Below are 24,910 nucleotides of genomic sequence, written 5' to 3' on the forward strand. Positions count from 1 at the left end.
TTCAATGATGGGCGGTTCAGGACGCGATGCGGAATCGCGCCACCGAGTTTTTCAATTCCTGCGCCAGCACTGACAGCTTATGAATCGATTGTGCGGTTTGCTGGGTACCGTCCTGCGTCTGCTCGGTCACCGTCAAAATGTGTTGGATGTTCTGCGCCACGCCGGTGGCCGACGTGGCCTGCTGGCCGGTCGCCAGCGAGATGCCGGAGATCAGTTCGGCCAGGCGGTTCGACACCTGCGAAATGTCGCTCAGCGCCGCGCCGGCCGCGTCGGACAGACGCGCGCCCTCGACCACGCCCTGGGTCGACTTCTCCATCGCGGCCACGGCGTCGTGGGTATCGGTTTGAATCGTCCGCACCAGCGCGCCGATCTGCTTGGCCGCCTCGGCCGAGCGTTCCGCCAGGCGCTGCACCTCTTCCGCCACCACCGAGAAGCCGCGTCCCGCCTCGCCGGCCGACGCGGCCTGGATCGCCGCGTTCAGCGCCAGCACGTTGGTCTGTTCGGTAATGTCGGAAATGAGCTCGGTGATCTCGCCGATCTCCTGCGACGATTCGCCCAGCCGCTTGATGCGCTTGGACGTGTCCTGGATCTGCTCGCGGATCTCGTGCATGCCCTTGATGGCGTTTTCCACCGCCGTCGAACCCTGCTGCGCCGCCGCCACCGACTGGCGCGCCACGTCGGCCGATTCGCTGGCCGAGCGCGACACGTCGGTGATCTCGTTGGCCATCTTGACCACGGTGGCCGACGCATCCTGGATCTCGCGCGACTGCTGCTGGGATGCCAGCAGCAGGTCGCTGGAAATCGTCTGCGCGTGGGTGGACGCCTTGGTCACCTGCTCGGCGGTGGCGGTGACGCGGCCGACCAGCCCGCGCAGCTCTTCGACCGTGTAGTTGACCGAGTCGGCGATGGCGCCGGTGATGTCCTCGGATACCGTGGCCTGCACCGTCAGGTCGCCATCCGCCACTTCCTGCAGCTCGTTCATCAGGCGCAGAATCGCGGCCTGATTCTGGTCATTCATGGCCTTCGCTTCTTCTTCCTTGCGCTGCGATTGCTGGCGCATGGCTTCCGCTTCCTGGCGGCGGCGGTCCGCGCCGCGGGTGCGGTTGTACGAATCCATCAGCAGCACGCGGCCGATGGCCGCCGCCGAGATCAGCGTCAGCATGCCGCCGACCACCATCAGCCAGAACGTCAAGCCCAGGGAATCCTGGTCTTCGCGGTAGGCTTGCTGCAGCACCGACAGGCGCTGGCGCAGCGCTTCGTTGTCGTTAAAGATCAGCTCTTCGGCGGCTTTGGCGGCGCTGAACTTGTCCAGCCTGTCGAGGATGGCCGTGACCAGCTTCTGGTACTCCTCGAATTCGGTTTTCAGCACGATGATTTTTTCGCGCAGGTCCGGCTCGCGCACGGCGGCCAGCCCCAGCGGCGCGCTGCCGTTAAGGAAGCCGTCGACGGTGTTGCGGAACACGGTGGTGTCGCGTCCCAGCTGGAACGCGCTTTCCGATTTGACGCCGCCGCCGAGGAGGAACTCGCTGGCGCTGCGGCTCATGCGCTGGGTCAGCATGGTCAGCTTGCCGAGCGCCGCGATCTCGCGCGCCGAACCGCCGCGCTGCAGCTTGAGGGCGGAGATTTCCTCGGCGCGTGTCAGCAGCTCGGGCGACATCGCGTTGAGCTTCTGCAGCGTCTTGTCGACGCCGCTCAGGTCCGCCTTCAGCAGCAGGATGGTGTTGGCCGCCTTGTCCGTCTGGTTCCACTGCTTGCGCGCCGCGGCGACTATGGGCGCCAGCGACGATATCGGCTGGCCGATCTCGCGGCCCTGATAGCGGCCGCCGCGCGTCATCAGCGTGAAGTCGTTGTTCAACTCCTTGCGGCTTTCCTCCAGCTGGCGGAAGCCTTCGGCACTGCCCTGCACCGCGTTCGGCGTGGCCTTGCCGATGCGCTGCGAGTGCATCAGCGCGTCGCTGGCGATCTGGGTCTGGGTGGAGCGGTTGCCGCTGTGGATAGTGTTGAGGGCGACGAAGGCGGCGCTCAGCGCCAGGCTGACCGCCAGCGCCGTCGACAGCACGCTCAGTTGGCGCTGCGCCGGCAGGTGGCCGATCAGCGGCAGCTTGAAGCCGCCCCCCGCCTCGGCGGCTGCGACGGGCGCGCCGCGACGGCCCAGCGCATCGCGCAGGCGCAGCGGCGCCGCGCTGTCGGTGCCGGCATTGTTGTCGGGATGGTCGTCCTGTCCGGCGGCGGCGGGGGCGGAAGCTGCCGCTGCCGCTGCCGCGGCAGCTCCCTTGCCCGCCTCGGCGGCGTTCTGCATGAACTGTGAATCGCCGGCTTCGCCGAATTCTGAATTCGCTGCCATGTCCTGGCCGGCATTCCGGTTGCCACGCGAGAAAATACCCATGTTGAAAGCCATTACACCCTCTCCGGATTAGTTTTTACTACTCAGCTACACGAGACCAACTTGACTGAAACGGGGTTCGCGCACCAGTTGCGCGAGGTCGATACGGATCCACTGCTGGCCATCGGCGTCGGTGAACTGGTCGGGCGCGTCGCTGGCGGCCGTCATGTCGGCCAGCTTGCGCAGTCCCAGCACGCGCTCGACCAGCAGCGCGCAATTGAAGCCCAGCCCAGGCGAAAATGTGATCAGGCGCCGCTCGGCCGCCGCCGTGTCGCCGGCGGACAGGCCCTGGTAGCGCGCCAGGTCGATCACGCCGGTCAGGTTGCCGCGTATATTGGCCAGTCCCTGGTACCAGTCCTGCGCCAGCGGCACCGGCGTCACCGGTTGCGGCGGCACGATCTCGCTGATCTGGGTCAGGTCCAGCAGGCAGTGGCGGCCGCCCAGCAGCACGCCGAGTTCACGGCCGCCGGCGGCGGCGCCGGTCTTGGCTGCCTGCATGCGTTCGAGCAGCTGCACCTGGTACTGGCGCAGGCGGCTGCGGCGTTCCGGGCCGGTCGCAGGGACGGGGGTGTCGGGCGTGTGGCTGCTCATCGCGCTCGTCGATTAACCGAGAGCCGCGATTTTGGCCAGCAGCTCGGCGGCATCGACCGGCTTGACCAGGTAGTCGCGCGCGCCCTGGCGCAGGCCCCAGATACGGTCGGTCTCCTGGTTCTTGCTGGAGCAGATAATCACCGGCACGTCCTGCAGTTCGGGATCGCGGGCGATCGAACGGGTCACCTGGAAGCCGTTCGCGCCCGGCATGACCACGTCCATCAGGATCAGCTGCGGTTTGTCAGCCTTGATCTTGGCCAGCGCCTCTTCGCCGTTCTCGGCGGTGGAGACGGAAAAGCCGTTCTTGACCAGGATGTCGGTCAGGTAGTAGCGCTCAGTGGGCGAATCGTCGACGATCAGAATTCTTTGTATGGCCATGGTATCCCCTGGGGCTTTCTTATTCGGGTGCGGCAGCGCCGCCGCCGGTGTGCTCGCGCACGGCGGCCAGCAGGCTGTCTTTGGTAAAAGGTTTGGTCAGATAGGCGGCCGAGCCGACCATGGCACCGCGCGCGCGGTCGAACAGGCCGTCCTTGGAGGAGAGCATCAGTACCGGCGTGGCGTGGAATTTGGCGCTCTTTTTAATCAGCGCGCAGGTCTGGTAGCCGTCCAGGCGCGGCATCAGGATGTCGCAGAAGACCAGCGCCGGATGGTGGTCGTTGATCTTGGCCAGGGCGTCGAAGCCATCCTCGGCCAGCACCACCTGGTAGCCGGCCTGGGTCAGGAAGATCTCGGCCGATCGACGAATCGTGCTGCTGTCGTCGATCACCATGATTTTCAATGCCTTGTTTGTCAATTCAGCGTGCGGCGTGGTCGTCATAATCAGTTCGCAGGAATGGTGCTATACCATAGCACAGGAGGACGGCGACGGGCGCGGCGCTGGCAGGGCCGATCAGATGGCTACCATCTCGAAATCGTCCTTGCGGGCGCCGCATTCCGGGCAGCTCCAATTCATCGGCACATCGGCCCAGCGGGTGCCGGCGGCGATGCCTTCGTCGGGCAGGCCGGCTTCTTCATCGTAGATCCAGCCACAGATCAGGCACATCCAGGTTTGGAACTCCTGCGTTGTTTCATTGCTACTCACGTTCTGCCACCCTTCAATCAAGTAAAATGCTGAATTAGGTATCTTAATCTACCCGCCGTGCAAAACCAAACTTCTCCTCTCATATTAAGCTTCGGCGCTGCCGATCCGGCCGGCGCGATAGGCGTCCAGGCCGATCTGGCGGCATTTTCCGCCCTCTCCTGCACCGGCCTGGCGGTGACCACCGCGTTGCTGATCGGCGACAGTGCCCGTGTCGAAGACATGCAGGAAATCGATCCCGACTGGGTCTCCGACCAGGCCCGTGTGGTCCTCGAGGACATGACGATGGCCGCCTTCAAGGTCGGCGCGCTGTCCAATGTCGAGCAGGTGGCGGCGATCGCCGAGATCCTGTCCGACTACCCGGACGCCCCGCTGATACTCGATCCCTTCAGTTCCCGCCTGCCCGATCCGGCCGACGCCGACGACGCCGAGGAACTGCTGACCGCCCTGCGCCAGCTGCTGGTGCCGCAGGCGACGCTGCTGATGCTGTCGCAAGTGGAGCTGGGCCGTCTGGCCGAAACCTGGCGCGAAGGCGGCGAGGACACGCTGGAATCGGACGTCGAGCACCTGCTGGCCCTGGGCTGCGAATTCGTGCTGGTCACCGGCACGGCGGCCGGCGCCGCGTCGGGCGACGCGGCCGCCTCTCCGCTCGGCGCGGCCACGCTGGCCAACACGCTGTTCGGCGCCGACGGCATGATCAGCCACGACCCCTGGCAGCACATGGCGGGCCCGTTCATCGGCGCCGGCGGCACCTTGTCGGCGGCGGTGACGGCCTACATGGCGCGCGGCGCCGACGTGCCCGAGGCGGTGGCGGCGGCGCAGGAATACACCGTCGGCGCGCTGGCGCATGCGCAGCGCTACGGCATGGGGAAATTCGTGCCGAACCGCTTTTTCCATCTGCAGCAGGCTTTACCAACTTGATATTGAAGATGCCATCATGACCACGATTTCGAAAAACGACGTGCTGTTCGAGCGCGCCCAGAAAACCACGCCAGGCGGCGTCAACTCGCCGGTGCGCGCCTTCCGCTCCGTGGGCGGCACGCCGCGCTTCATCACCCGCGCCGAAGGCCCGTACTTCTGGGACGCGGACGACAAGCGCTATATCGACTACATCGGCTCCTGGGGCCCGGCGATCGTCGGCCATGCGCATCCGGTGGTGGTGAAGGCGGTGCAGGAAGCGGCCGCGCGCGGCCTGTCGTTCGGCGCGCCGACCGAGGGCGAGGTGCTGATGGCGGAAGAGATCTGCCGCCTGGTGCCGTCGATCGAGCAGGTGCGGCTGGTCTCGTCCGGCACCGAGGCGACCATGAGCGCGCTGCGCCTGGCGCGCGGCGCCACGGGCCGCGACAAGATCGTCAAGTTCGAAGGCTGCTACCACGGCCACGCCGATTCGCTGCTGGTCAAGGCCGGCAGCGGCCTGCTCACCTTCGGCAATCCGACGTCGGCCGGCGTGCCGGAGGACTTCGTCAAGCACACGCTGGTGCTCGACTATAACAACGTGCAGCAGCTGGAAGAGGCGTTCGCCTCGTTCGGCGACGAAATCGCCTGCGTCATCGTCGAGCCGGTGGCCGGCAATATGAACTTGATCAAGGCCAGCGAGGCCTTCCTCAAGTCGATGCGCGAACTGTGCACCAAGCACGGCGCGGTACTGATCTTCGACGAAGTGATGTGCGGCTTCCGCGTGGCGCTGGGCGGCGCGCAGCAGCTGTACGGCATCAAGCCGGACCTGACGGCGCTGGGCAAGGTGATCGGCGGCGGTTTGCCGGTGGCGGCTTTCGGCGGCAGCGCGGAGTTGATGAGCAAGATGGCGCCGCTGGGCGCCGTGTACCAGGCCGGCACCTTGTCGGGCAATCCGGTGGCGGTGGCGGCGGGCATGACGACGCTGAAGATCATCCAGGAGCCGGGCTTCTACGACAAGTTGAGCGCCTCGGCGGCGCGCCTGGCGGCCGGTTTGACCAAGGCGGCCAGGGATGCGGGCATCGTGTTCTGCGCCGACTCGGTGGGCGGCATGTTCGGCCTGTACTTCAGCGAGACGCCGCCGAACAACTACGCCGAGATGATGGCGGGCGACCGCGCGCGCTTCAACGTGTTCTTCCACGCGATGCTGGATGAAGGCGTCTACTTCGCGCCAGCCGCGTTCGAGGCGGGCTTCGTCTCGGCCCAGCACACCGACGCGGTGATCGACGAGACCATCGCCGCCGCCAGCCGCGTCTTTAAAAAGCTGGCGTAAGAACCCGGGGTCAAAAAGCGGGGTCAGTTCCGGCAACCTGCCACACGTGGCAGGTTGCCGGAACTGACCCCGCTTTTTTTTAAACTTCGTCTTCCTCGTCTTCTTCGGCCAGCTGGATCACGCCGGTGTTGAAGTTGTATTCGAACAGGTCGCCGTAGCGGCCCCATTCGATCGCCATGCGCAGCGCGCGTTCGGCTTCTTCTTCGCTCAGCGTGAAGCGCAGCAGCTTCAGGAACAGGTCTTCCGGCAAATCGCCGGACTTGTCCTGCTCCAGGCCGTGGCAGATGTAGGCGATCAGCGGCACGTGCTCCAGCAGCTGCTTGCCGAACACTTCCTGGCGCTCGGTGTTGGTCGCCGCGACGTAGCGGCCGCCCAGCTCCGTCAGCAGGATGTCGCCGTTGGTCAGGTAGGCAAAGCCCAGCAAAATCAGCGCGTTCAAGACTTCCAGCAGCTCGGCGTCGGTCAGCTCGGTCTCTTCGGCCAGCTGCGGCAGGTCGGCACGGCCGGAGAACGGCTCCTCGGCCAGCAATTCCAAGATACCCTCCATGTGCGCGATGTCGGCCTGCGGCAGGCGGTCGCCCAGCTGCAGCTTGACTTCCTTCTCGCTGATCAGGCCCCGCTTGCCGGCGCCGGCCGTCATCAGCTCGTACACCTTGTCGATCAGGTGGCGCACTTCGGCGCCTTCGGCCTTGCGCGGCTGCGGCAGCGAAATCGGCAGCTCGGCGCGCACGCGGCCCGGATCGCTGGCGAAGATCAGCACGCGGTCGGCCATCATCACCGCTTCCTCGATGTTGTGCGACACCACCAGGATGGCCTTGGTCGGGATCTGGCCCGACTGCCACAGCTCCAGGATCTCTTCGCGCAGGCGCTCGCCGGTCAGCACGTCCAGCGCGGAAAACGCCTCGTCCATCAACAGCACTTCCGGCTCCATCACCAGCGCGCGGGCGATGCCGACCCGCTGGCGCATGCCGCCGGACAGCTCGCGCGGCAACGCGCCTTCGAAACCGGACAGGCCGATCAACTCGATCACTTTTTCCGCGCGGCGCGCGCGCTCCTCGGCCGGCATGCCCTGCGCTTCCAGTCCCAGCTCGACGTTCTTCTGCACCGTCAGCCACGGGAACAGCGCGAACGACTGGAACACCATGCGGATGCCGCGCGCCGTGCCGTACAGGGGCATGCCGCGATACAGCACCTGGCCGGCGTCGGCCTGGATCAGCCCCGCCATGATGCGCAGCATGGTCGACTTGCCGGAGCCGGACTGGCCCAGCAGCGCGACGATCTCGCCTTCGTTCAGCGTGAAGTCCACGCCTTCCAGCACCGAGCGCGCGGAGCCGTCGGCGCCGCGGAAGTGCTTGCCGACCGATTTCAATTCGACGATAGGAGTGCTCATGATTCTGTTCCTAGAAATGCAGCCGGCTTTCGGCCAGGGTGTACAAACGGCGCCAGACAAAGTGGTTGAAGCCCATGACGAAGATACACATCACGCCGATGCCCAGCGCGATGCGGGGGAAGTCGCCGGCCACGGTCATCTCCTGGATGTAGCTGCCGATGCCGTGCGCCTTCAGCGTGGTCGGGCCCCAGCTGACGAATTCCGCGACGATGGCCGCGTTCCACGAACCGCCGGACGCGGTGATCGCGCCCGTGACAAAGCTGGGGAAGATGGCCGGCAGCAGGTAGCGGCGCCATTTCAGCCATCCGGTCAGGCCGAAGTTCTTGGCGGCGTGACGCAGCTCGGTCGGGATGGTCGAGGCGCCGGCGATGACGTTGAACAGCAAGTACCACTGGGTGCCGAGGATCATCAGCGGCGACAGCCAGATGTCCGGATTCAGGTGGTAGCGCACGATCAGGATCACCGCCACCGGGAACACCAGGTTGGCCGGGAAGGCGGCCAGGAACTGCGCCACCGCCTGCGTGCGCGAGGCCCAGCGCGGATTCATGCCGATCCAGACGCCGATCGGCACCCATACCAGCGCGGCCAGCGCCAGCAGCAGCACCACCCGTATCATCGTGTACAGGCCGAGCGTGATCACGTGGCCCACTTCGCTCCAGCCCACTTCGGTGCTGATGAAGTGCACCAGGCTCCATAGGGCGTAGAACACGACGGCGGCGATCACCGCGTCCCAGACGCGCTGCGGCACCACCGATGCCTGGTCGCGGCGGGCGCGGATCGAGGTGCCGTCATGGCCGAGGCGGAACAGCGCGATGGAGCGCGACAGCATATTGCCGAACCATTCGACCAGCGCCTGCGTGCGCTCGGTGCGGCGCAGCCAGGTCAGCAGCCACGATTGCTGGCCGGCGTCGCCGCCGGTTTCCTCGAAGCGGAACTTGTCGGCCCAGGCCAGTAAGGGACGGAAGAACAGCTGGTCGTACAGCAGCACGCCGATCAGCATGGCGGCGATGGCCCAGCCGATCGCGCCCAGGTTGCTTTGCTCGATCGCCAGCGCGATGTACGAGCCGATGCCGGGCAGCTTGATGTTCTGGTTGGAGACCGAGATCGCCTCCGACGCCACGACGAAGAACCAGCCGCCGGACATCGACATCATCATGTTCCACAGCAGGCCGGGCATGGCGAACGGCAGTTCCAGGCGCCAGAAGCGCTGCCAGCCCGACAGCTGGAACACCCGCGCCGCTTCCGACAATTCGGCCGGCACGGTGCGGAAGCCCTGGTAGGCGGAAAACGCCATGTTCCACGCCTGCGAGGTGAAGATGGCGAAGATGGCCGCGCATTCGACGCCCAGCAGGTTGCCGGGGAAGAGCGCGATGAAGGCCGTGACGGTGATCGACAGGAAGCCCAGGATCGGGATCGACTGCAAGATGTCGAGCAGCGGCACCAGCACTTTTTCCGCGACGCGGTACTTGGTGGTCAGCGCGGCAAACACGCAGCTGAACACCACCGACGCGCCCAGCGCGATGAACATGCGCAGCGTGGTGCGCAGCAGGTAGTACGGCAGATAGCTCGGATCGAGCGACAGCGGCAGCGCCTGCCCCAGTTCATAGGGGCGCGCCATTTGCTGGCTGCCGTACGCCATCAGGACGAACACCGCCAGCACGATGGGCAGCAGCGCCCAGTCCCAGCGGTTACCGCCGGCCTCCACCACCTGGCGGGGGAAAAATTGCCGTTTTTTTGTCATTGCTTTGTACTTTCTCTGGCAACGGGCGTCGCGTGGAGACGGGAAGGAAAATCCGGCCAGTATATGAGAGGCGGGTGACCGGATGGTGACACAGGCCGCCATTCTAAAGGAATATGGCCTTAAATATATTACGGTCGTGAAAGTTGGTGACTATTCAGCGGGGTTAACAAGCGCATAATAATGTGATTGATTTAGCCATATTGCAGCAATATGAAACTGATCGCCGAAAAACGTTCCAGAACCGACAAATACGATGTGCTGCGCTTCGTGCGCAACAACGGCAGCGTGACCGAGGCGGTGATGCCGCGCCAGGGCATCCTGCCGCATGACCTGGTGCACTACGTGGTGGAGTCCGCGCTGCCGCTGCGGCATGGCTTCCTCAGCCTGCTGGCGCGCGGCGCCGATGCGCAGTTCGTCATGGTGGCGGTGCACGACCGGGCCAACAAGGAGGTCGAGACCGAGGCGGTGCAGGCGGAAGCCATCGTCGAGGGCTTGCAGGCCCAGTTGTGGTCGGGCGCGTTCGACGAGCAAGCCTTCCTGGCCGGCGCCGCCAGCGCCTGCACGGCGCGCGACAAGCAGCCGTTCGACTTCAAGCGCTTCGGCGTCGACATCAAGGCCGCCCTGTACGACCGCGCGCTGGCGCTGCACCAGCAATGGAACAGCGCCCCCTACTACAGCACCTTGTCGCTGGAATTCAGCCCGCAGCCGGTGTGATTACCGGTGTGATTACTTCAACCAGCCGCGGCGGCGGAAGTACCAGAACGGGGCGATCGCGCTGGTGATCATCAGCACGATGGCGAACGGATAGCCGAGCTGCCATTCCAGCTCCGGCAGCCACTTGAAGTTCATGCCGTAGATCGAGGCGATCAGGGTCGGCGGCAGGAAGGCGACGCTGGCCACCGAGAAGATCTTGATGATCTTGTTCTGGTTGATGTTGATGAAGCCGACCGTGGCGTCCATCAGGAAGTTGATCTTGTCGAACAGGAAGGAGGTATGGCCGTCCAGCGATTCGATGTCGCGCAGGATCTGCCGGGCTTCCTCGAACTGTTCCGAATTGAGCAGCCGGCCGCGCATCAGGAAGCTGACCGCGCGCCGCGTGTCCATCATGTTGCGGCGGATGCGGCCGTTCAAGTCTTCCTCGTGGGCGATGGCGTTCAGCGCGGCGGCCGCGTCCTGGTCGGTGAATTCTTCCTGCAGCACGCGGCCGCTGACCTCTTCCAGGTTCTGGTAGATGCCTTCGAGCGCGTCGGCCGAATACTCGGCGTCGGTCGCGTACAGGTCCAGCAGCACGTCCATGTAGTCGGCGATCGAGCCGGGACGCGAGCGGGCGCGCATGCGCACCAGTCGGAACACCGGCAGGTCGTCGGTATGCACCGAGAACAGCATCTTGCGCGCCAGGATGAAGGCCACCGTGACGATGCGCGACGGGCCGTCCTCTTCTTCCAGCAGGAAGTCGGTGCGCAGGTGCAGGTCGCCGTTTTCAGCCTCGTAGTAGCGGGCCGACGCTTCGATGTCCTTGACTTCGTCCTCGCCCGGCAGGGTGACGCCGTAGATGGCCTTGACCCATGCGCGTTCGTCATCCGTCGGGTCGGTCAGGTCGACCCAGACCGGCTCGACCTGTTCCAGGTCTTCGCGACTGTCGATGGGCACCTGGTTGAGCCGGCCATTCTGGAGAACGAAAACATTAATCATGGGTACGCAAGCCTTCTGGAAACAGCGCAAGTGTACCCGCAAAGCCCCTGCCGAGGCCAGCCTGCCATGCGGTTTTTCACCCTAGCGGGTGGCTTTTTCTATCATTTTGTCGGTGGCCGACTGCGGGGCGCTGTCGGCAGGGTCCGGCTTGGGGACTTTGGGTGCTTCGATGCCCCGTGTGTCGATGGCTTTGACCACCTGGCCGTCCTTGCATTCGACGTCCGACAGCACAGTCTTGCCGTTGATGACGCACTTGCGCAGCACGCCGGCCGGCACCACCGGCACGGCCGCGGCCGCCGATGCGGACGATGCGGCCGAAGCGCCTGCGGCCGGCACCGGCTTGCCGGCCAGCTTGGCCAGTCCTTCGGTGAAAAAGTTGCGCTCGTGGCGGGCCGACATCAGAAACGCCATCGCAATCGCCGCCAGCGTCGCCATGACGATGGCCACCTGGATCAATCCGAGTCCACGCTGCTTGCTCAACATAGCTGCCTCCTAAGGTAATTCCGCCGATCCCATGCGGCGCAGGATTACGCCGGTGCGTCGTGCCAGGTAGCCCGAGTCGCGGTGCTTGTCGAAAAAGCGCGGATTGGGCAGCATCACCGCCAGCTTGGCGGCCTGGGCCGCGCCTAGGTTGGCCGCGCTGACGCCGTAGTAATGCCGCGCCGCCGCCTCGGCGCCGAACGTGCCGGTGCCGAACTCGACCACGTTCAGGTAGATCTCGAAGATGCGTTCCTTGTCCATCAAGGTTTCCAGCATGTAGGTGATGATCAGCTCCTGGCCCTTGCGCACATAGCTGCGCGAGCCGGACAGGAACAGGTTCTTGGCCAGCTGCTGGGTGATGGTCGATCCGCCCGACACCACCTTGTGCTTCTTGTTGTTCTTCTCGTAGGCCTTTTGCAGCGCGTCCCAGTCCACGCCTTCGTGCTCGGAGAAGTTGGCGTCCTCGGAAGCGATGATGGCGCGCTTGAGGTTGTTCGAGATGCGGTTGTACGGCACCCACATCTGCTGGATGTTCGCGTTCGGGTTTTTCTCGCGCAGCGCCGACTGCTGTTCGCGCATGAAGCTGGTCATCGACGGGTTGTGGTCAACCCACCACCAGATCTGCAGGAAGAAATACAGCTGCACCACCGCGACCAGCAGCACCGGCACGATGAAGATCCACTTCACCCAGCGCCACTTGCCCGCCTTGGCCGCGCTCACAGCTTGGCCCGCAACGCTTGCAGTACTTCCGCCGTGTCCGGCCGCACGCCGCGCCACAGGCTGAAAGCCTCGGCGGCCTGCTCGACCAGCATGCCCAGGCCGTCGCGCAGCTTCAACTGTGCGCCGTGCCGGTCCGCGAACTGCAAGAATACCGTGGGGGAGGCTCCGTACATCATGTCCAGGGCAAGCGAACCGGGGCCGAAGATCGATGGCGATATCGGCGGCAGCTCGGCGCTCAGGCTGGCCGAGGTGGCGTTGATGACGATGTCGAACGCGCCTTCCAGCGCGCTGAAACCGCAGGCCGATACCACGCCCTCGCCGCCCAGCGCGGCAAACTGTTCGACCAGCGCTTCGGCGGTTGCCACCGTGCGGTTGGCGATGACCAGTTGCGCCGGACGGTGTTCCAGTATCGGCAGCACCACGCCGCGCGCCGCGCCGCCCGCGCCCAGCAGCAGCACGCGCTTGCCGGTAATCGTCACGCCGGCGTTGCTGACGATGTCCGTCACCAGCCCGGCGCCGTCGGTGTTATCGCCAACGATGCCGTCCTCGGTGAAGTGCAGCGTGTTGACGGCGCCGGCCGCGCGCGCGCGGATGGTCAGCGCCTGCGCCACCTTGACCGCGTCCAGCTTGAACGGCACGGTGACGTTGGCCCCGAGGCCGCCCTCGGCGATGAAGGCTTGCACGGCGGCGGCGAAGCCGTCCACCGGTGCCAGGCGCTTTTCGTAACTGATGTCTTGCCCGGTCTGCGCCGCGAAGGCCGCATGGATCTCGGGTGATTTGCTGTGGGCAATCGGATTGCCGAATACGCAGTAGCGGTCCATCAACGTCCTCCGCCGCTTAAGTCGGCTTGTAGTTTGTCTTCGCGGGTGAATTTGAAGGTGGTGACGATCACCCACAGATCGTCCTTGTCGGTCGACAGCATGTTCGGCGGGAACTTGCCGAACGGTGCGGAACGGCGCACGATGTTCATCGCCGCCTCGTCCAGCGCCTGGTTGCCGGAACTGCGGTCGACCTTGATGCCGCCGTCCCGCTCATAAATCGTGCCGTCCTGGAACACCGGGATCGACAGCACCAGTTGCCCGTACAGCTTGCGACCGTTGACGTTGGGGAAGTTCAAGGTCCCGGTGTCCTCGATCTTCTTCTGGATGGTCTTGTAGTACATCGCGTAACCCACGCCGCGCGTGCTCGGCGTGATGAAGGTTTTCTTCGGCCGCTTGTTCTGGTCTTCGATGGTCTCGCTGATCTCGGCGGCGCGGCGGGCGATGGCCTTGCTGGCGTCCAGCAGGTCGGCGCCGGTCGGCAACGGATCGGGCTTGCTCTTTTCCGTGACCGGCGGCGCGGTGAACGGCGTCTGCCTGGCCGCCTGCGTCAGCAGGTTCTTTTGCTGCTCTTCCAGCTCGGCGATGCGGCGCTTGGCGGCCTTGATGCTGTCGCCGGTTTCCATCTTGCGCATGTCCGGCAGCGGCGACTTGGAGCGGCCCTGGTCGACATTGCCGCCGCCGTCCAGGTTGGCCTGGGCCAGCGCCTCGGCTTTCAAGGGCGCCTTGCTGTGCTTGGCGTTGACCAGTATCACTTCCAGCCCCGGATCGGTCGGTTGCACGGGCGTGGGCTTGGGGGCGACAAAATGCACCGCAAGCAACGCGCCGTGGGCCAGCAGCGAGATGCCGGTGGCGAGGTACAGGAACCGATTTTCTTGAAAAGACTTCACGCGAGGCCGGGTTAAGAAAGATAGCGCTGTGATTTTACGTCAAAGCGAGCGCGGGGCTGCGGGTTTTATTCCGCGGCGGGCTCCTCGGCCGCGGCCTCGACCGCCACTTCCGGCGCATCGACCGCGTCTTCCGGGACTTCCTCGTCCTCGTAGTCCAGCTCGGCATCGGCGGCCACCGTTTCGGCGGCCGGGATTTCCAGGATGCGCGCTTCGATGGTCAGGTCGACCTCGTCCCAGCGCAGGATGTCCAGCTTGACCTGGGCGCCGCGCGCCACCTGCGGCATGCCCGGCAGGCGGATGATCAGCGGAATGTCAACCAGGCGCAACACCTCGTCCTTGAGCACCACCGCCTCGACCTGGCGCGCATCTTCCTGACCCAGCCAGCGCAGGCACCAGTAGCGCTCCATATTGGCCTGGTGGTCGCCATAGGCCGCGTAGGCCGCGTCGAACTGCGACACGATCGCGAACAGTTCGGCGTCCTTGGGCTTGAAGTGCGCGACCAGCGGCGCTGTCACGCCATGCTCGGCGCAGGCCAGGATCTGCCACTGGTTGACCAGGTCGGTATAGCGGCGCAGCGGCGACGTGCTCCACGCGTACTGGTCCACGCCCAGGCCCTGGTGCGGCGCCGCATGGGTGACCATGCGCACCTGCATCTTGGCGGCCCAGCCGCCGACGCCCTGGCCCTGGCTACGATAGATGCCCGGCACGCCGTGGTCATGCATCAGCTTGCCCCAGGTGCTGTTGGCGAAGATCATCAGTTCGGCGACGATCTTGTCCAGCGGCGCGCCGCGCTTGCGGCGGCTGACGGTGACCACGTCGTTTTCCACGTAGAAGTTGAAGTCCACGCGGTTGTTCTGTTCCGGCTTGAGGCCGAAGCCTTCGCGCTTGACCATGCGCGCCGCCTCCAGCACCTGCGCCCATTTCCAGATCAGGCCCAGCTCTTCCTTGTGCTTGTACTCGCCCTCGCCGCTGGCCAGGGTTTCTTCGTTGACCAGATCGTCCAGGTCGTTGTGGCGCAGGTTGCTGGCGATCGGCACCATCTCGGCGCGGGTCTCGGTGGCCAGCACCGACCAGTCGGCCGGGTTCAGCGTGGCGTACAGCGACAGCGCCGGGCAGGTCTTGCCCTCGGCCAAGGTGAACGCTTCGACGATGGCGTCCGGCAGCATGGTGATTTTGTCGCCGGGCATGTAGACGGTGGACATGCGCGCGCGCGCCATCTTGTCGACCGCGTCGTCCGGCTTGATGCCCAGGCCGGGCGCGGCGATGTGGATGCCGATCTTGACGTTGCCGTCGGCAAGCTTGGTCACGGAGAAGGCGTCGTCGATCTCGGTGGTGGTGACGTCGTCGATCGAGAACGCCTGCACGTCGGCCAGCGGCAGATTGGTCGGCGGCACCGGCACGGCGACATCCGGGAAACCGGCGCCGCGGGGGAAGTTCTCGAACAGGAACTTGGCCATGTGCAGCGCCTTCGGCGACGCCACGCCGCCGGCCGCCAGCATCAGGCGCTGCGGGTTGGTGTGCAGCTCATTGCACGCCGCTTCCAGCGCCTTGTATTCGATGGAGTTCTTGTCCGGCTTGAACAACAGCTGCATGACCATGTTCTGCATCGAGGCCGGCAGCTTGTTGGCCTTCAGCTCCTCGACATATTCGGCCTGGACCAGCGCCTGCTGCTTCTTCTTCTCGATGCCGGCCTGCGCGGCGCGCAGCGATTGCTCGGGCGCGGCCTTGTAGCGGCCACGGCCTTTTTTATAGAAGTAGATCGGCGCCGAATGCAGGCTCAGGATCAGGCCGGCGGCCTCGGCCGGCAAAGGCGCGTGGCCGAAGTATTCGGCGCCCAGCTCGGCAAAGCCGAACTCCTCCTCGCCCGCGACTTCCCACAGGAATTCGAGGTCGATGTCGGCGGCCACGGCCTTGGCCTGTTCCATCAAATCCGTCGGCGACGGCTTCTCGTACTGCAGCAGCACGTCCTTGATCTTGACCTTGGTGCGCTTGCCGCTGGCCATCTCAACCTGGTAGGCCTCGCCGGCTTGCGACATCATGGTGCCGACCTTGAAATCGCCGGATTCTTCGAAAAATAGATTCATTGCTAGCTTCTGTTCGTTGTTATTTGTTTCAATTCCAGTACGGAAGGCAAAAACACTTCCGTCACCAGCAGGGTACCTTGACGGCGCCGATATAGACAGCGCCGCGCATAGAGTATGAGTTCTTCCGGGCCGTCGAGCCCGAGGGCAGTGCGTGCGCGCTGTGCCAAGGGATGCCCCGCACGCAATCTTGCAAATTCCAACACGCCGCGCCGCACTTGCGGGTCGCCGAACAAGGTCGACCCCAGCGAGCGCTCGCCCAGCGCGCTGAACAAGGGCCAATCCGTGGCCGTGGCCGACATCGGCACCACCGTGTGGGCGAACACCACAGGCGTATTATCACACCGCAGCAGCACTTCCCTCTCCCAAACGCGGCCGGGGCGATGCATGCCGATGGCCGCCGCCTCGTCGCTCAGGCAGCGCGCGGTGGTTTGATGCAGGCACTGCACGCGGAAATCCCGGCTGTGGGCCTTCAGCCTGGCGGTCAGCGAGCCGCCGGCCGTCAGCCACCGGCGGTATTGCTGCGGCGCGTTCAGCGCCAGCACGTGCGGCTGCCATTGCGTTTGCCGCAGCGACGGCGTACGTACCGTCACTGCGCCGCCTCGATGCCGCAAAATTCCAGTACTTCGTCCAGATAGTCGGGGAACTCGGAAATGCCATGGTCGCTGCCCTCGATCACGTGCTGGCGCGCGCCCGCATAGTGCGCCACCATGTCGCGATAGTCCAGCACTTCGTCGCCGGTGGCGGCGATCAGGAAGTAGCGTTGCTGGCGCGTGACCGGATTGACGGCGAGCGCGCGCAGCTCTTCTATATATTCCTGCTTGAACTCGAACGGTTCGTCGGAATGGTACTGGGTGGTGACGCCGACGTGCTGGTCCAGGTCCTTGAGCGGCACGATGGCCGGGTTCAGCAACACGGCGCGGCAGCCGATGCGCTCGGCCAGCCAGGTGGCGTAATAGCCGCCCAGCGAGGAGCCGACGATGGTTAAATCGTGGGCCGGGATGCCTTCTATTAAGGAGAGCGCCAGTTCCATCGCCAGTTTCGGCGAGGCCGGCAGCTGCGGGCAGATGAACTGCTCCGACAGGCCCAGCGCCGCCATGCGCTCGCCCATCACGCGCGCCTTCATCGACTTCGGCGAGGAGCGGAATCCGTGCAGATAGAGAATCATCAAGCCAGCGCTTCCAGGATTTTGTCGTGCACGCCGCCGAAGCCGCCGTTGCTCATGACGATGATCTGGTCGCCCGGCATGGCCGCCTTGACGATGGCGGCGACCAGCACGTCGATGTTGTCGTAGGCGGTGGCGACTGCGCCCAGCGGCGCCAAGGCGTCGCCCAGGCTCCAGCCCAGCGCCTGCTGGCTGCCGAAACCGAAGACCAGATCGGCGTCGACCAGGCTGCCCGGCAGCGCGTCCTTCATCGCGCCCAGCTTCATGGTGTTGGAGCGCGGCTCCAGCACGGCCAGGATGCGGGTTTGCTTGCCGACCTTCTGGCGCAGGCCGCCGACGGTGGTGGCGATGGCGGTCGGGTGGTGGGCGAAATCGTCATACACGGTAATATTGTTTACCACGCCGCGCACTTCCATGCGCCGCTTGACGTTTTCAAACGTGGCCAGCGACTTGGCCGCCTGCGCCACCGGCACGCCGACGTGGCGGGCGGCGGCGATCGCGGCCAGCGCGTTGGCGCGGTTGTGCTTGCCGGTCAGACTCCACTCGACGTGGCCGGCCACTTCGCCGCCGAAGATGACATCGAAACTGCCGTCATCGTATTCGTTCATGGTCCAATCGGCGTCGTTGGCGCGGCCGAAGCTTTCCTTCTCGCTCCAGCAGCCGCGCTTGAGCACACGCTGCAGCGCCGGCTCGTCGGCGTTGTAGACGATCCGGCCGATGCCTGGCACCGTGCGCGCCAGGTGGTGGAATTGGGTTTCGATGGCGCCCAGATCGGGGAAGATGTCGGCGTGATCGTATTCCAGGTTGTTCATGATCGCGGTCTTGGCGTGGTAGTGCACGAACTTGCTGCGCTTGTCGAAGAACGCGGTGTCGTACTCGTCGGCCTCGATGACGAAGAAGATGGAATCCTTGTCGCCTTGCATGCGGGCCGACACGCCGAAGTTCATCGGCACGCCGCCGATCAGGAAGCCGGGCGCGTAGCCGGCGTCTTCCAGGATCCAGGTCAGCATGGCCGAGGTGGTGGTCTTGCCGTGCGTGCCGGCGACGGCCAGCACCCATTTGTCTTTTAATATGTGGTCGCCGATCCACTGCGGGCCGGACACGTATGGCAGGCCGCGGTTCATGATCTCCTCGATCAGCGGATTGCCGCGCGAAACCACGTTGCCGATCACGTACAGGTCGGGGTTGAGCTGCACCTGCTCCGGGCCGTAGCCCTGTATCAGTTCTATGTCCTGGGCTTCCAGCTGGGTGCTCATCGGTGGATAAACGTTGGCGTCGCAGCCGGTGACGCGGTGACCCGCTGCTTTTGCCAGGACCGCCAGGCCGCCCATGAAGGTGCCGCAAATACCGAGGATATGAATATGCATAGTAATTAAGACGACGAATGAATACGGGATTTTACCCGACCCGCCGCCCTTTTCCCGGTTCAGAGTATTATCTCGTCCATGACGCCGAATGTTATCGAAGAAGTTCTGCTGCTGCGCGCGGAGATCGCCGCCGCCGCCGCACGCCTGATCGTCCAGGACGGCCAGGACTACAATTCGGCCAAGCGCAAGGCCGCCAAGCAAATCCTCGGCGACACCCAGCCGCCGCTGAACCTGCTGCCCGACAACGCGCAGATCGAGGCGGAAGTGCGGATCTACCAGTCGCTGTTCCATGCCGACACCCAGCCCGCGCGCCTGTTCCGGCTGCGCACGCTGGCGGTCGACATCATGGAAGGCCTGGCCGCGTTCCATCCCTACCTGACCGGCGCCGTCCTGAACGGCACGGCCGGCCCGCACGACGATATCCACCTGCAGCTGTTTGCCGACAGCGCCAAGGAGGTGGAAATCTTCCTGCTGAACCGCAATTTGCAAATCGACATCTCCGAGACGCCGCACTTCAAGGGACCGCGCCACGGCTCGGTCGAGACCGTCAGCTTCATGTGGCACAAGGAAGGCGTGCACGCCGCCTTGTATGAACTGGACGATTTGCGCGGCGCCGTCAAGACGCGCGGCGACGGCAAGCTGATGCGCGCCGATATCGCCACCGTGCGCGCCCTATTAGTTAACAGTGTCCACCCAACCCCATCCGAACCATCCACGCCATGAACCAAAAACACCTTGCCGCCTACGTTGTTGTCGCTTTGGCATTTGCCGCCTCCGGCGCCTATGTCGGCTTACATAAGCAGGAGGCTGCACCACCTATAAGCACCACCGTAGCACCGGGCGTCACCGGCCCCGTCGCCGACCTGTATAAACAGACGCTGGCGGACGCCAAGGGCGCCGCCACCGCGCTGGCCCAATATAAGGGCAAGCCATTGCTGGTCAATTTCTGGGCGCCGTGGTGCGGCCCGTGCGTGCAGGAGATGCCGGAGCTGTCGGCGCTGGCCGCCGGAGATGAGGGTAAGAAGCTGCAAGTTATCGGGATTGGTATCGATTCGCCAACAAATATCGCCGAATTTAGCGACAAGTTCAAGATCACCTACCCGGTCTTCGTGGCCGGCATGGCCGGCACCGACCTGTCGCGCCAGTTCGGCAACAGCGCCGGCGGCCTGCCCTACACGGTGCTGATCGGCGCCGACGGCCAAGTCAAGAAGACCTATCTGGGCCGCCTGAAGTTCGACGAATTGCGCAAGGACCTCGCAACTCTGTAATCAGTTTCATAAGTTTTTTTCTCTTGCCAATGCCGGCAGTTGGCGGCAAAATGCGGAACTTTCGCGGAAAACGGTCCTGAACCCATGGCAAAAAACCTCCTACTGCTCAACGGTCCCAACCTGAATTTGCTGGGAACCCGCGAGCCCGAGGTCTACGGCGCTAGCACTTTGGCCGACATCGAACGCGCTGCCCAGGCACAAGCCCAGGCGGCGGGCGCGAGCTTGTCCTGCTTTCAGAGCAACCACGAAGGGGCACTGATCGACCGCATCCATGCCGCCAGAACGGAAGGCGTGGACGCCATCGTCATCAACCCGGGCGGCCTGACCCACACCAGCGTGGCCTTGCGCGACGCCCTGGCGGGGGTGGCGATACCGTTTGTTGAGGTGCATATTTCGAATATTTACCAGCGCGAGTCGTTTCGCCACCACTCATTTCTAAGCGCGATCGCCATAGGTACTATTTGCGGGCTGGGTATCGAAGGATATCGGTTTGCCATCGACTTCGTACTTAAAAACCGTTAATCTACGCGATCTGCGCGCAATTCCGCACGGTTCCGCCCAAAAGGCGCTACCGCTCACACTTACATAACAAGACATTCCTGGGGGTTACATGGATCTACGCAAGCTGAAGACCTTGATTGATTTGGTCGCGGAATCGGACATCGCCGAGCTCGAAGTGACCGAAGGCGAGAGCAAAGTACGCATCGTCAAGTCGTCCGCCATGCCGCAAAACCAGATGGTGATGATGCAGCCGCAAGGCATGCACCAGTACCATGCCGCTCCGGCCCCAGCCGCAGCGCCGGCCGCCGCCGCAGCGCCGGTACCGGCCGTTGCCGCCGAGCCTGTCGGCCACATCGTCAAATCGCCGATGGTCGGCACCTTCTACCGTTCGTCGGCCCCGGGCTCCCCTGCTTATGTGGAAGTGGGCGCCACCGTCAAGGAAGGCGACACCCTGTGCATCATCGAAGCGATGAAGCTGCTGAATGAAATCGACGCCGACAAGTCCGGCACGATCACCCAGATCCTGGTCGAGAACGGCCAACCGGTCGAGTTCGGCCAACCGCTGTTTGTGATAGGCTAAGACCGGCCTGCGCCCTCCCCATCGGTGACGGGCGCGCCGGCTTGGTCCGCATTCCCTCCTCTACCTGACGTTACCGGAGCTACCGGTGCTCACAGACATACGCGAACCTATCATGTTTGAAAAAATCCTCATCGCCAATCGTGGCGAAATTGCCCTCCGTATCCAGCGCGCATGCCGCGAGCTGGGCATCAAGACGGTTGTGGTCCACTCGGAAGCAGACAAAGACGCCAAATACGTGAAGTTGGCGGATGAATCGGTATGCATCGGCCCCGCGCCGTCGACGCTCAGCTACCTGAACATGCCGGCCATCATCAGCGCGGCCGAAGTGACGGACGCGGAAGCGATCCACCCGGGCTATGGCTTCCTGTCGGAAAACGCCGACTTCGCCGAGCGCGTGGAGAAATCCGGTTTCGTCTTCATCGGCCCGCGCTCCGACTCGATCCGCCTGATGGGCGACAAGGTCTCGGCCAAGCAAACCATGATCAAGGCCGGCGTGCCGTGCGTGCCCGGTTCGGACGGCGCGTTGCCCGACGATCCAAAGGCGATCGTGCAAATTGCGCGCAAGGTCGGCTACCCTGTCATCATCAAGGCGGCCGGTGGCGGCGGTGGCCGCGGCATGCGCGTGGTGCATACCGAGGCGGCGCTGATCAATGCCGTGGCGATGACCAAGACCGAAGCGGGCACCGCTTTCGGCAATCCGGAAGTCTATATGGAGAAGTACCTGGAAAATCCGCGCCACGTGGAAATCCAGATCCTCGCCGACGAACACAAGAACGCCGTCTGGCTGGGCGAACGCGACTGCTCGATGCAGCGCCGCCACCAGAAGGTCATCGAAGAGGCGCCGGCGCCGGGCATCCCGCGCAAGCTGATCGAGAAGATCGGCGACCGCTGCGCCGAAGCCTGCCGCAAGATCGGCTACCGCGGCGCAGGCACCTTCGAGTTCCTGTATGAAAACGGCGAGTTCTACTTCATCGAGATGAACACCCGCGTGCAGGTCGAGCATCCGGTGACGGAAATGATCACCGGCATCGACATCGTGCAGGAACAGATCCGCATCGCCGCCGGCGAGAAGCTGCGCTTCCGCCAGCGCGACGTGATGCTGTCCGGTCACGCCGTCGAGTGCCGCATCAACGCCGAAGACCCGTTCAAGTTCACGCCGTCGCCAGGCCGCATCACCTCCTGGCACGTGCCGGGGGGGCCGGGCGTACGCGTCGACTCGCATGCCTATGCGGGTTATTATGTACCGCCGCACTACGATTCGATGATCGGCAAGGTGATCGCCTATGGCGCCACGCGCGAGCAGGCGATCCGCCGCATGCAGATCGCGCTGTCGGAAATGGTGGTCGAGGGCATCCAGACCAACATCCCGCTGCACCGCGAGCTGATGGTCGACGCGCGCTTCATCGAAGGCGGCACCAACATCCATTATCTGGAGCAGAAGCTGGCCGACATGCCGGACCTGCATAAACTGAGTTTGAGCAACAAGGCGCCACAATAATGAGCTGGACTGAAATCGTCATCGAAATCGCACGCGATCACGCGGAAGCCCTGTCGGACGCGCTGATGGACGTGGGCGCGCTGTCGGTCTCCGTGGAAGACGCGGACGAAGGCACCGACGCGGAAAAGCCGCTGTTCGGCGAGCCGGGCATGGAACCGACCGAAGCGGCGTGGGAACACAGCCGCGTGGTGGCCCTGACCAATGAAGATGACGACCAGGCCGTGATCGTGGCCGCCGCCGCCGCGCAGATCGGCCTGGCGACGCTGCCCAAGTTCGCCACCCGCAAGGTGGAGGAGCAGGACTGGGTGCGCCTGACGCAGTCGCAGTTCGCGCCCATCCATATCGGCAAGAACATCTGGGTCGTGCCGAGCTGGCACGAAGCGCCCGACGCCAACGGCCTGATCCTGGAACTGGATCCGGGCCTGGCCTTCGGCACCGGCAGCCATCCGACCACCCGCCTGTGCATGGAGTGGCTGGAAGCGCATCCGGCGCCGGGCAAGACCGTGCTCGACTACGGCTGCGGCTCCGGCATCCTGGCGATGGTGGCCAAGAAGGTCGGCGCCGGCGAAGTGGTCGGCGTGGACATCGATCCGCAGGCGATCGAATCGGCGGCCGACAATGCCCAGCGCAACAAGTGCGAGATCGAGTACTTCCTGCCGGACACGTTCGCGCAATCGCAGCACGCGACGCAGCGTTTCGACATCGTCGTGGCCAACATCCTGTCGAGCCCGCTGAAGCTGATGGCGCCGATGCTGTCGGGCCGCGTGGCCGACGGCGGCGCGCTGATCCTGTCGGGTGTGCTGGCGCGCCAGGCCGAGGAAGTGGCGGCCGCGTATGCGCCGTTCATCAAGCTCGGCGTTTGGGCTGAGCAGGACGGCTGGGTGGCGCTGCATGGCCGCCTCGGCAGCGATGTGGTTCCGGCTGCGCGCTAAGCCCGGCAATGGCACTCGCCACCAAATGCCCCCACTGCAACACGGTATTTCGGGTCGCCCATGACCAGTTGAAATTACGTGGGGGCATAGTGCGCTGTGGCTCCTGCAATGAAGTCTTTGACGGCAACGCGGCGCTGCTCGATCCCTCCAGCTCGCCGCTGAGCCCACCGCCGCCGGCGGCCAGCCCCGCGCCGGCGCCCGTTCCCGAATATCCCGCATCTCCACTGCCCGAGCCGACGCCGCTCGATGAAAAACTGGCCGCGCTGGATACCCGCGCCGCCGAAGTGCTGGGCAGCGAACCGATCTTCACGCTGGAACTCGACACCGCGATGGACGCGGCCGAGATCGCCGGCGCCGACGATGCACCGGTCGCCGACAGCGAGCCGGCGCCCGCCCCCGACGACAGCTTCGACGACGAGCCGATCGCCACCGCCGCCATGCCGGCGATCGCGCTGCCGGCCGAACCGGCCGCCGTCCCGCCCGCCGCCGAGGAAGCGTTCGACCTCGATCTGGACGTCGAGCCGGAGCCGGAGCCTGAAGCTGAACCGGCAGCTGGGCCGGCCGCGGCCGATGCCGAGCCGCCGCTCGAAGACGCGCTCACCATCGAAGCCATGTCCGACGAAGAGCTGGAGGCCGCGCTGCAGGCGGAGCTGGCGGTCATGGAAAACCGTGCGCCGGAGCACGAGCCGGAGGATGAGGAAGAACCCTCCCCCGACGCCTTCGCCGACATGCTGGCCGCGACCGACCGCCGCGAGCCGACGCTGGACGAGACGCCGGTCGAGGCCGCCGCAACCGCCGCTCCCGCCCCACGCCACGACGAACTGGACGAGGTGGATGAGGAAGCCCTGGTGCAGCTGTCCTCGGCCGGACTGGCTGAAGCCCAGGCCGCCCGGGTGCACACGCTGTCCGCGCCGGCCGTCGAGGACGCAGCCGTCGAGGACGAGGCCGCCGACCACGCCGATGTGGAGGCCGAGGACGACGCCGACGAGCCCGGCTTCGTCAAGCGCGACCGCCGCCGCCGGAAGTTCGGCAAGGCCGCCACCATCGCCATGAGCCTGGGCTCGGTGCTGCTGGTGGCCGCGCTGATCGGCCAGGGCCTGACCACCTTCCGCAACCAGATCGCCGCCGCGCTGCCGCCGCTCAAGCCCGGCCTGCTGGCCGCCTGCAACGCGCTCGGCTGCAAGATCGAGCTGCCCACGCAGATCGACGACCTCACCATCGAACAGGGCGAGCTGCAGACCCTGAGCGAGACCACGTTCTCCTTCACCACGCTGCTGCGCAACCAGAGCGCCACCGCGCAAGCCTGGCCGCACATCGAACTGGTGCTGGACGACGCGTCCGACAAGGCCGTGTTGCGCCGCGTGTTCACGCCGCGCGACTATCTCGGCGCCGACGTCGCGCTGGACAAGGGTTTCGCCCCGCACACCGAGCAATCTGTCAAACTGTACTTCGAGCTGAACCAGCTGAAAGCATCCGGCTATCACATCGCAGTCTTCTATCCATAAAGA

At 64.9% G+C, this 24,910-nt stretch carries 26 protein-coding genes; 10 read left to right on the forward strand and 16 right to left on the reverse strand.

The window, feature by feature from the left end:
* Nucleotides 1–16: 16 nt before the first annotated feature.
* The 5 genes from ACSQ3S_RS29540 to ACSQ3S_RS29560 form a co-directional block, all read right to left on the reverse strand.
* A complete protein-coding gene (locus tag ACSQ3S_RS29540; RefSeq protein WP_436144612.1) occupies nucleotides 17–2,344 on the reverse strand; it encodes a methyl-accepting chemotaxis protein in 2,328 nt (775 codons plus the stop codon).
* Between the two features lie 87 nt (nucleotides 2,345–2,431).
* Nucleotides 2,432–2,974, reverse strand: a complete 543-nt coding sequence (locus tag ACSQ3S_RS29545; protein ID WP_436144613.1) for a chemotaxis protein CheW — start codon at nucleotides 2,972–2,974, stop codon at nucleotides 2,432–2,434.
* 12 nt (nucleotides 2,975–2,986) lie between these two features.
* Nucleotides 2,987–3,352, reverse strand: coding sequence for a response regulator transcription factor (locus ACSQ3S_RS29550; RefSeq protein WP_176652489.1), 366 nt, complete (start codon nucleotides 3,350–3,352; stop codon nucleotides 2,987–2,989).
* A 19-nt stretch (nucleotides 3,353–3,371) separates the two neighbouring features.
* Nucleotides 3,372–3,791: a response regulator gene (locus ACSQ3S_RS29555; protein WP_176652488.1), complete on the reverse strand. Its 420-nt coding sequence runs from the start codon at nucleotides 3,789–3,791 to the stop codon at nucleotides 3,372–3,374.
* 72 nt (nucleotides 3,792–3,863) lie between these two features.
* Nucleotides 3,864–4,016, reverse strand: a complete 153-nt coding sequence (locus ACSQ3S_RS29560; protein WP_176652487.1) for a rubredoxin — start codon at nucleotides 4,014–4,016, stop codon at nucleotides 3,864–3,866.
* Nucleotides 4,017–4,112: 96 nt separating this feature from the next.
* Here ACSQ3S_RS29560 and thiD point away from each other — a divergent pair, with 96 nt between their 5' ends.
* Together thiD and hemL are read left to right on the forward strand one after the other, a co-directional pair.
* Nucleotides 4,113–4,973, forward strand: a complete 861-nt coding sequence (gene thiD, locus ACSQ3S_RS29565) for a bifunctional hydroxymethylpyrimidine kinase/phosphomethylpyrimidine kinase (RefSeq protein ID WP_436144614.1) — start codon at nucleotides 4,113–4,115, stop codon at nucleotides 4,971–4,973.
* Nucleotides 4,974–4,989: 16 nt separating this feature from the next.
* A complete protein-coding gene (gene hemL / locus ACSQ3S_RS29570; RefSeq protein WP_413449535.1) occupies nucleotides 4,990–6,279 on the forward strand; it encodes a glutamate-1-semialdehyde 2,1-aminomutase in 1,290 nt (429 codons plus the stop codon).
* A 79-nt stretch (nucleotides 6,280–6,358) separates the two neighbouring features.
* On the opposite strand, the gene ACSQ3S_RS29575 is transcribed toward hemL, so the two are convergent.
* A complete protein-coding gene (locus tag ACSQ3S_RS29575) occupies nucleotides 6,359–7,669 on the reverse strand; it encodes an ABC transporter ATP-binding protein (protein WP_176652484.1) in 1,311 nt (436 codons plus the stop codon).
* A gap of 10 nt (nucleotides 7,670–7,679) precedes the next feature.
* On the reverse strand, nucleotides 7,680–9,410 hold the full coding sequence (locus tag ACSQ3S_RS29580) for an ABC transporter permease (RefSeq protein WP_176652483.1): 1,731 nt from the start codon (nucleotides 9,408–9,410) through the stop codon (nucleotides 7,680–7,682).
* Nucleotides 9,411–9,620: 210 nt separating this feature from the next.
* Between ACSQ3S_RS29580 and ACSQ3S_RS29585 the strand changes: the two genes are divergently transcribed.
* Entirely contained in the window at nucleotides 9,621–10,124 is a 504-nt protein-coding gene (locus ACSQ3S_RS29585; protein ID WP_413448908.1) for a hypothetical protein, read from the forward strand.
* 12 nt (nucleotides 10,125–10,136) lie between these two features.
* Here the strand turns inward: ACSQ3S_RS29585 and corA are convergent, their stop codons facing one another.
* The 9 genes from corA to mpl all read right to left on the reverse strand — a co-directional run bounded on the left by corA (nucleotide 10,137) and on the right by mpl (nucleotide 18,623).
* Nucleotides 10,137–11,102: a magnesium/cobalt transporter CorA gene (gene corA, locus ACSQ3S_RS29590; protein ID WP_008452071.1), complete on the reverse strand. Its 966-nt coding sequence runs from the start codon at nucleotides 11,100–11,102 to the stop codon at nucleotides 10,137–10,139.
* Between the two features lie 81 nt (nucleotides 11,103–11,183).
* Complete coding sequence (locus tag ACSQ3S_RS29595; RefSeq protein WP_353400911.1) at nucleotides 11,184–11,585, reverse strand: DUF4124 domain-containing protein; 402 nt, start codon at nucleotides 11,583–11,585, stop codon at nucleotides 11,184–11,186.
* A 9-nt stretch (nucleotides 11,586–11,594) separates the two neighbouring features.
* On the reverse strand, nucleotides 11,595–12,302 hold the full coding sequence (gene mtgA / locus ACSQ3S_RS29600) for a monofunctional biosynthetic peptidoglycan transglycosylase (protein WP_176652479.1): 708 nt from the start codon (nucleotides 12,300–12,302) through the stop codon (nucleotides 11,595–11,597).
* Nucleotides 12,299–13,123 (reverse strand): shikimate dehydrogenase, encoded by an 825-nt coding sequence (gene aroE / locus ACSQ3S_RS29605; protein ID WP_436144615.1) that lies wholly within the window; start codon nucleotides 13,121–13,123, stop codon nucleotides 12,299–12,301. Before aroE ends, mtgA begins: the two co-directional genes overlap by 4 nt.
* The gene (locus ACSQ3S_RS29610; protein ID WP_176652477.1) at nucleotides 13,123–14,010 is read right to left on the reverse strand and encodes a TonB family protein; all 888 of its coding nucleotides are present in this window, start codon (nucleotides 14,008–14,010) and stop codon (nucleotides 13,123–13,125) included. The genes aroE and ACSQ3S_RS29610 overlap by 1 nt, the downstream gene beginning before the upstream one ends.
* Before the next feature lie 65 nt (nucleotides 14,011–14,075).
* Complete coding sequence (locus ACSQ3S_RS29615; protein WP_353400914.1) at nucleotides 14,076–16,094, reverse strand: ribonuclease catalytic domain-containing protein; 2,019 nt, start codon at nucleotides 16,092–16,094, stop codon at nucleotides 14,076–14,078.
* A gap of 2 nt (nucleotides 16,095–16,096) precedes the next feature.
* Nucleotides 16,097–16,684: a chorismate--pyruvate lyase family protein gene (locus tag ACSQ3S_RS29620; protein ID WP_436144616.1), complete on the reverse strand. Its 588-nt coding sequence runs from the start codon at nucleotides 16,682–16,684 to the stop codon at nucleotides 16,097–16,099.
* Nucleotides 16,681–17,259 (reverse strand): YqiA/YcfP family alpha/beta fold hydrolase, encoded by a 579-nt coding sequence (locus tag ACSQ3S_RS29625; RefSeq protein ID WP_436145094.1) that lies wholly within the window; start codon nucleotides 17,257–17,259, stop codon nucleotides 16,681–16,683. The genes ACSQ3S_RS29620 and ACSQ3S_RS29625 overlap by 4 nt, the downstream gene beginning before the upstream one ends.
* A complete protein-coding gene (gene mpl, locus ACSQ3S_RS29630) occupies nucleotides 17,259–18,623 on the reverse strand; it encodes a UDP-N-acetylmuramate:L-alanyl-gamma-D-glutamyl-meso-diaminopimelate ligase (protein ID WP_436144617.1) in 1,365 nt (454 codons plus the stop codon). Before mpl ends, ACSQ3S_RS29625 begins: the two co-directional genes overlap by 1 nt.
* A gap of 78 nt (nucleotides 18,624–18,701) precedes the next feature.
* On the opposite strand from mpl, the gene ACSQ3S_RS29635 reads away from it, so the two are divergent.
* The 7 genes from ACSQ3S_RS29635 (at nucleotide 18,702) to ACSQ3S_RS29665 (ending at nucleotide 24,907) form a co-directional block, all read left to right on the forward strand.
* Nucleotides 18,702–19,346 carry a hypothetical protein gene (locus ACSQ3S_RS29635; RefSeq protein ID WP_176652474.1) on the forward strand — a complete coding sequence of 215 codons (645 nt, stop codon included), beginning with the start codon at nucleotides 18,702–18,704 and terminating at the stop codon, nucleotides 19,344–19,346.
* Nucleotides 19,343–19,891, forward strand: coding sequence for a TlpA family protein disulfide reductase (locus ACSQ3S_RS29640; RefSeq protein ID WP_436144618.1), 549 nt, complete (start codon nucleotides 19,343–19,345; stop codon nucleotides 19,889–19,891). Before ACSQ3S_RS29635 ends, ACSQ3S_RS29640 begins: the two co-directional genes overlap by 4 nt.
* An 84-nt stretch (nucleotides 19,892–19,975) precedes the next feature.
* The gene (gene aroQ, locus ACSQ3S_RS29645; RefSeq protein ID WP_176652472.1) at nucleotides 19,976–20,413 is read left to right on the forward strand and encodes a type II 3-dehydroquinate dehydratase; all 438 of its coding nucleotides are present in this window, start codon (nucleotides 19,976–19,978) and stop codon (nucleotides 20,411–20,413) included.
* A gap of 88 nt (nucleotides 20,414–20,501) precedes the next feature.
* Nucleotides 20,502–20,972 carry an acetyl-CoA carboxylase biotin carboxyl carrier protein gene (gene accB, locus ACSQ3S_RS29650; protein WP_176652471.1) on the forward strand — a complete coding sequence of 157 codons (471 nt, stop codon included), beginning with the start codon at nucleotides 20,502–20,504 and terminating at the stop codon, nucleotides 20,970–20,972.
* A gap of 112 nt (nucleotides 20,973–21,084) precedes the next feature.
* Nucleotides 21,085–22,470 (forward strand): acetyl-CoA carboxylase biotin carboxylase subunit, encoded by a 1,386-nt coding sequence (gene accC / locus ACSQ3S_RS29655; RefSeq protein ID WP_152806774.1) that lies wholly within the window; start codon nucleotides 21,085–21,087, stop codon nucleotides 22,468–22,470.
* The gene (gene prmA, locus ACSQ3S_RS29660; protein ID WP_176652470.1) at nucleotides 22,470–23,402 is read left to right on the forward strand and encodes a 50S ribosomal protein L11 methyltransferase; all 933 of its coding nucleotides are present in this window, start codon (nucleotides 22,470–22,472) and stop codon (nucleotides 23,400–23,402) included. Before accC ends, prmA begins: the two co-directional genes overlap by 1 nt.
* Nucleotides 23,403–23,410: 8 nt before the next feature.
* A complete protein-coding gene (locus tag ACSQ3S_RS29665) occupies nucleotides 23,411–24,907 on the forward strand; it encodes a DUF3426 domain-containing protein (protein WP_436144619.1) in 1,497 nt (498 codons plus the stop codon).
* The last annotated feature ends 3 nt before the right edge of the window (nucleotides 24,908–24,910 follow it).

It is taken from the genome of Duganella sp. LjRoot269 (genome assembly GCF_964254095.1).
In the GTDB taxonomy this organism is placed as follows: domain Bacteria; phylum Pseudomonadota; class Gammaproteobacteria; order Burkholderiales; family Burkholderiaceae_D; genus Rugamonas; species Rugamonas hordei.

Excerpts from the sequence above, each read along its gene's own strand:
- mpl (WP_436144617.1), bottom strand. The coding sequence starts at position 18,623 with ATGCATATTCATATCCTCGGTATTTGCGGCACCTTCATGGGCGGCCTG.
- ACSQ3S_RS29635 (WP_176652474.1), top strand. The coding sequence starts at position 18,702 with ATGACGCCGAATGTTATCGAAGAAGTTCTGCTGCTGCGCGCGGAGATC.
- ACSQ3S_RS29585 (WP_413448908.1), top strand. The coding sequence starts at position 9,621 with ATGAAACTGATCGCCGAAAAACGTTCCAGAACCGACAAATACGATGTG.
- ACSQ3S_RS29615 (WP_353400914.1), bottom strand. The coding sequence starts at position 16,094 with ATGAATCTATTTTTCGAAGAATCCGGCGATTTCAAGGTCGGCACCATG.
- corA (WP_008452071.1), bottom strand. The coding sequence starts at position 11,102 with ATGATTAATGTTTTCGTTCTCCAGAATGGCCGGCTCAACCAGGTGCCC.
- ACSQ3S_RS29625 (WP_436145094.1), bottom strand. The coding sequence starts at position 17,259 with ATGATTCTCTATCTGCACGGATTCCGCTCCTCGCCGAAGTCGATGAAG.
- ACSQ3S_RS29555 (WP_176652488.1), bottom strand. The coding sequence starts at position 3,791 with ATGACGACCACGCCGCACGCTGAATTGACAAACAAGGCATTGAAAATC.
- prmA (WP_176652470.1), top strand. The coding sequence starts at position 22,470 with ATGAGCTGGACTGAAATCGTCATCGAAATCGCACGCGATCACGCGGAA.
- accB (WP_176652471.1), top strand. The coding sequence starts at position 20,502 with ATGGATCTACGCAAGCTGAAGACCTTGATTGATTTGGTCGCGGAATCG.
- aroE (WP_436144615.1), bottom strand. The coding sequence starts at position 13,123 with ATGGACCGCTACTGCGTATTCGGCAATCCGATTGCCCACAGCAAATCA.
- ACSQ3S_RS29580 (WP_176652483.1), bottom strand. The coding sequence starts at position 9,410 with ATGACAAAAAAACGGCAATTTTTCCCCCGCCAGGTGGTGGAGGCCGGC.
- ACSQ3S_RS29550 (WP_176652489.1), bottom strand. The coding sequence starts at position 3,352 with ATGGCCATACAAAGAATTCTGATCGTCGACGATTCGCCCACTGAGCGC.
- ACSQ3S_RS29575 (WP_176652484.1), bottom strand. The coding sequence starts at position 7,669 with ATGAGCACTCCTATCGTCGAATTGAAATCGGTCGGCAAGCACTTCCGC.
- ACSQ3S_RS29595 (WP_353400911.1), bottom strand. The coding sequence starts at position 11,585 with ATGTTGAGCAAGCAGCGTGGACTCGGATTGATCCAGGTGGCCATCGTC.
- ACSQ3S_RS29540 (WP_436144612.1), bottom strand. The coding sequence starts at position 2,344 with ATGGCAGCGAATTCAGAATTCGGCGAAGCCGGCGATTCACAGTTCATG.
- ACSQ3S_RS29560 (WP_176652487.1), bottom strand. The coding sequence starts at position 4,016 with ATGTGCCTGATCTGTGGCTGGATCTACGATGAAGAAGCCGGCCTGCCC.
- ACSQ3S_RS29665 (WP_436144619.1), top strand. The coding sequence starts at position 23,411 with ATGGCACTCGCCACCAAATGCCCCCACTGCAACACGGTATTTCGGGTC.
- accC (WP_152806774.1), top strand. The coding sequence starts at position 21,085 with ATGTTTGAAAAAATCCTCATCGCCAATCGTGGCGAAATTGCCCTCCGT.
- hemL (WP_413449535.1), top strand. The coding sequence starts at position 4,990 with ATGACCACGATTTCGAAAAACGACGTGCTGTTCGAGCGCGCCCAGAAA.
- ACSQ3S_RS29545 (WP_436144613.1), bottom strand. The coding sequence starts at position 2,974 with ATGAGCAGCCACACGCCCGACACCCCCGTCCCTGCGACCGGCCCGGAA.
- aroQ (WP_176652472.1), top strand. The coding sequence starts at position 19,976 with ATGGCAAAAAACCTCCTACTGCTCAACGGTCCCAACCTGAATTTGCTG.
- ACSQ3S_RS29640 (WP_436144618.1), top strand. The coding sequence starts at position 19,343 with ATGAACCAAAAACACCTTGCCGCCTACGTTGTTGTCGCTTTGGCATTT.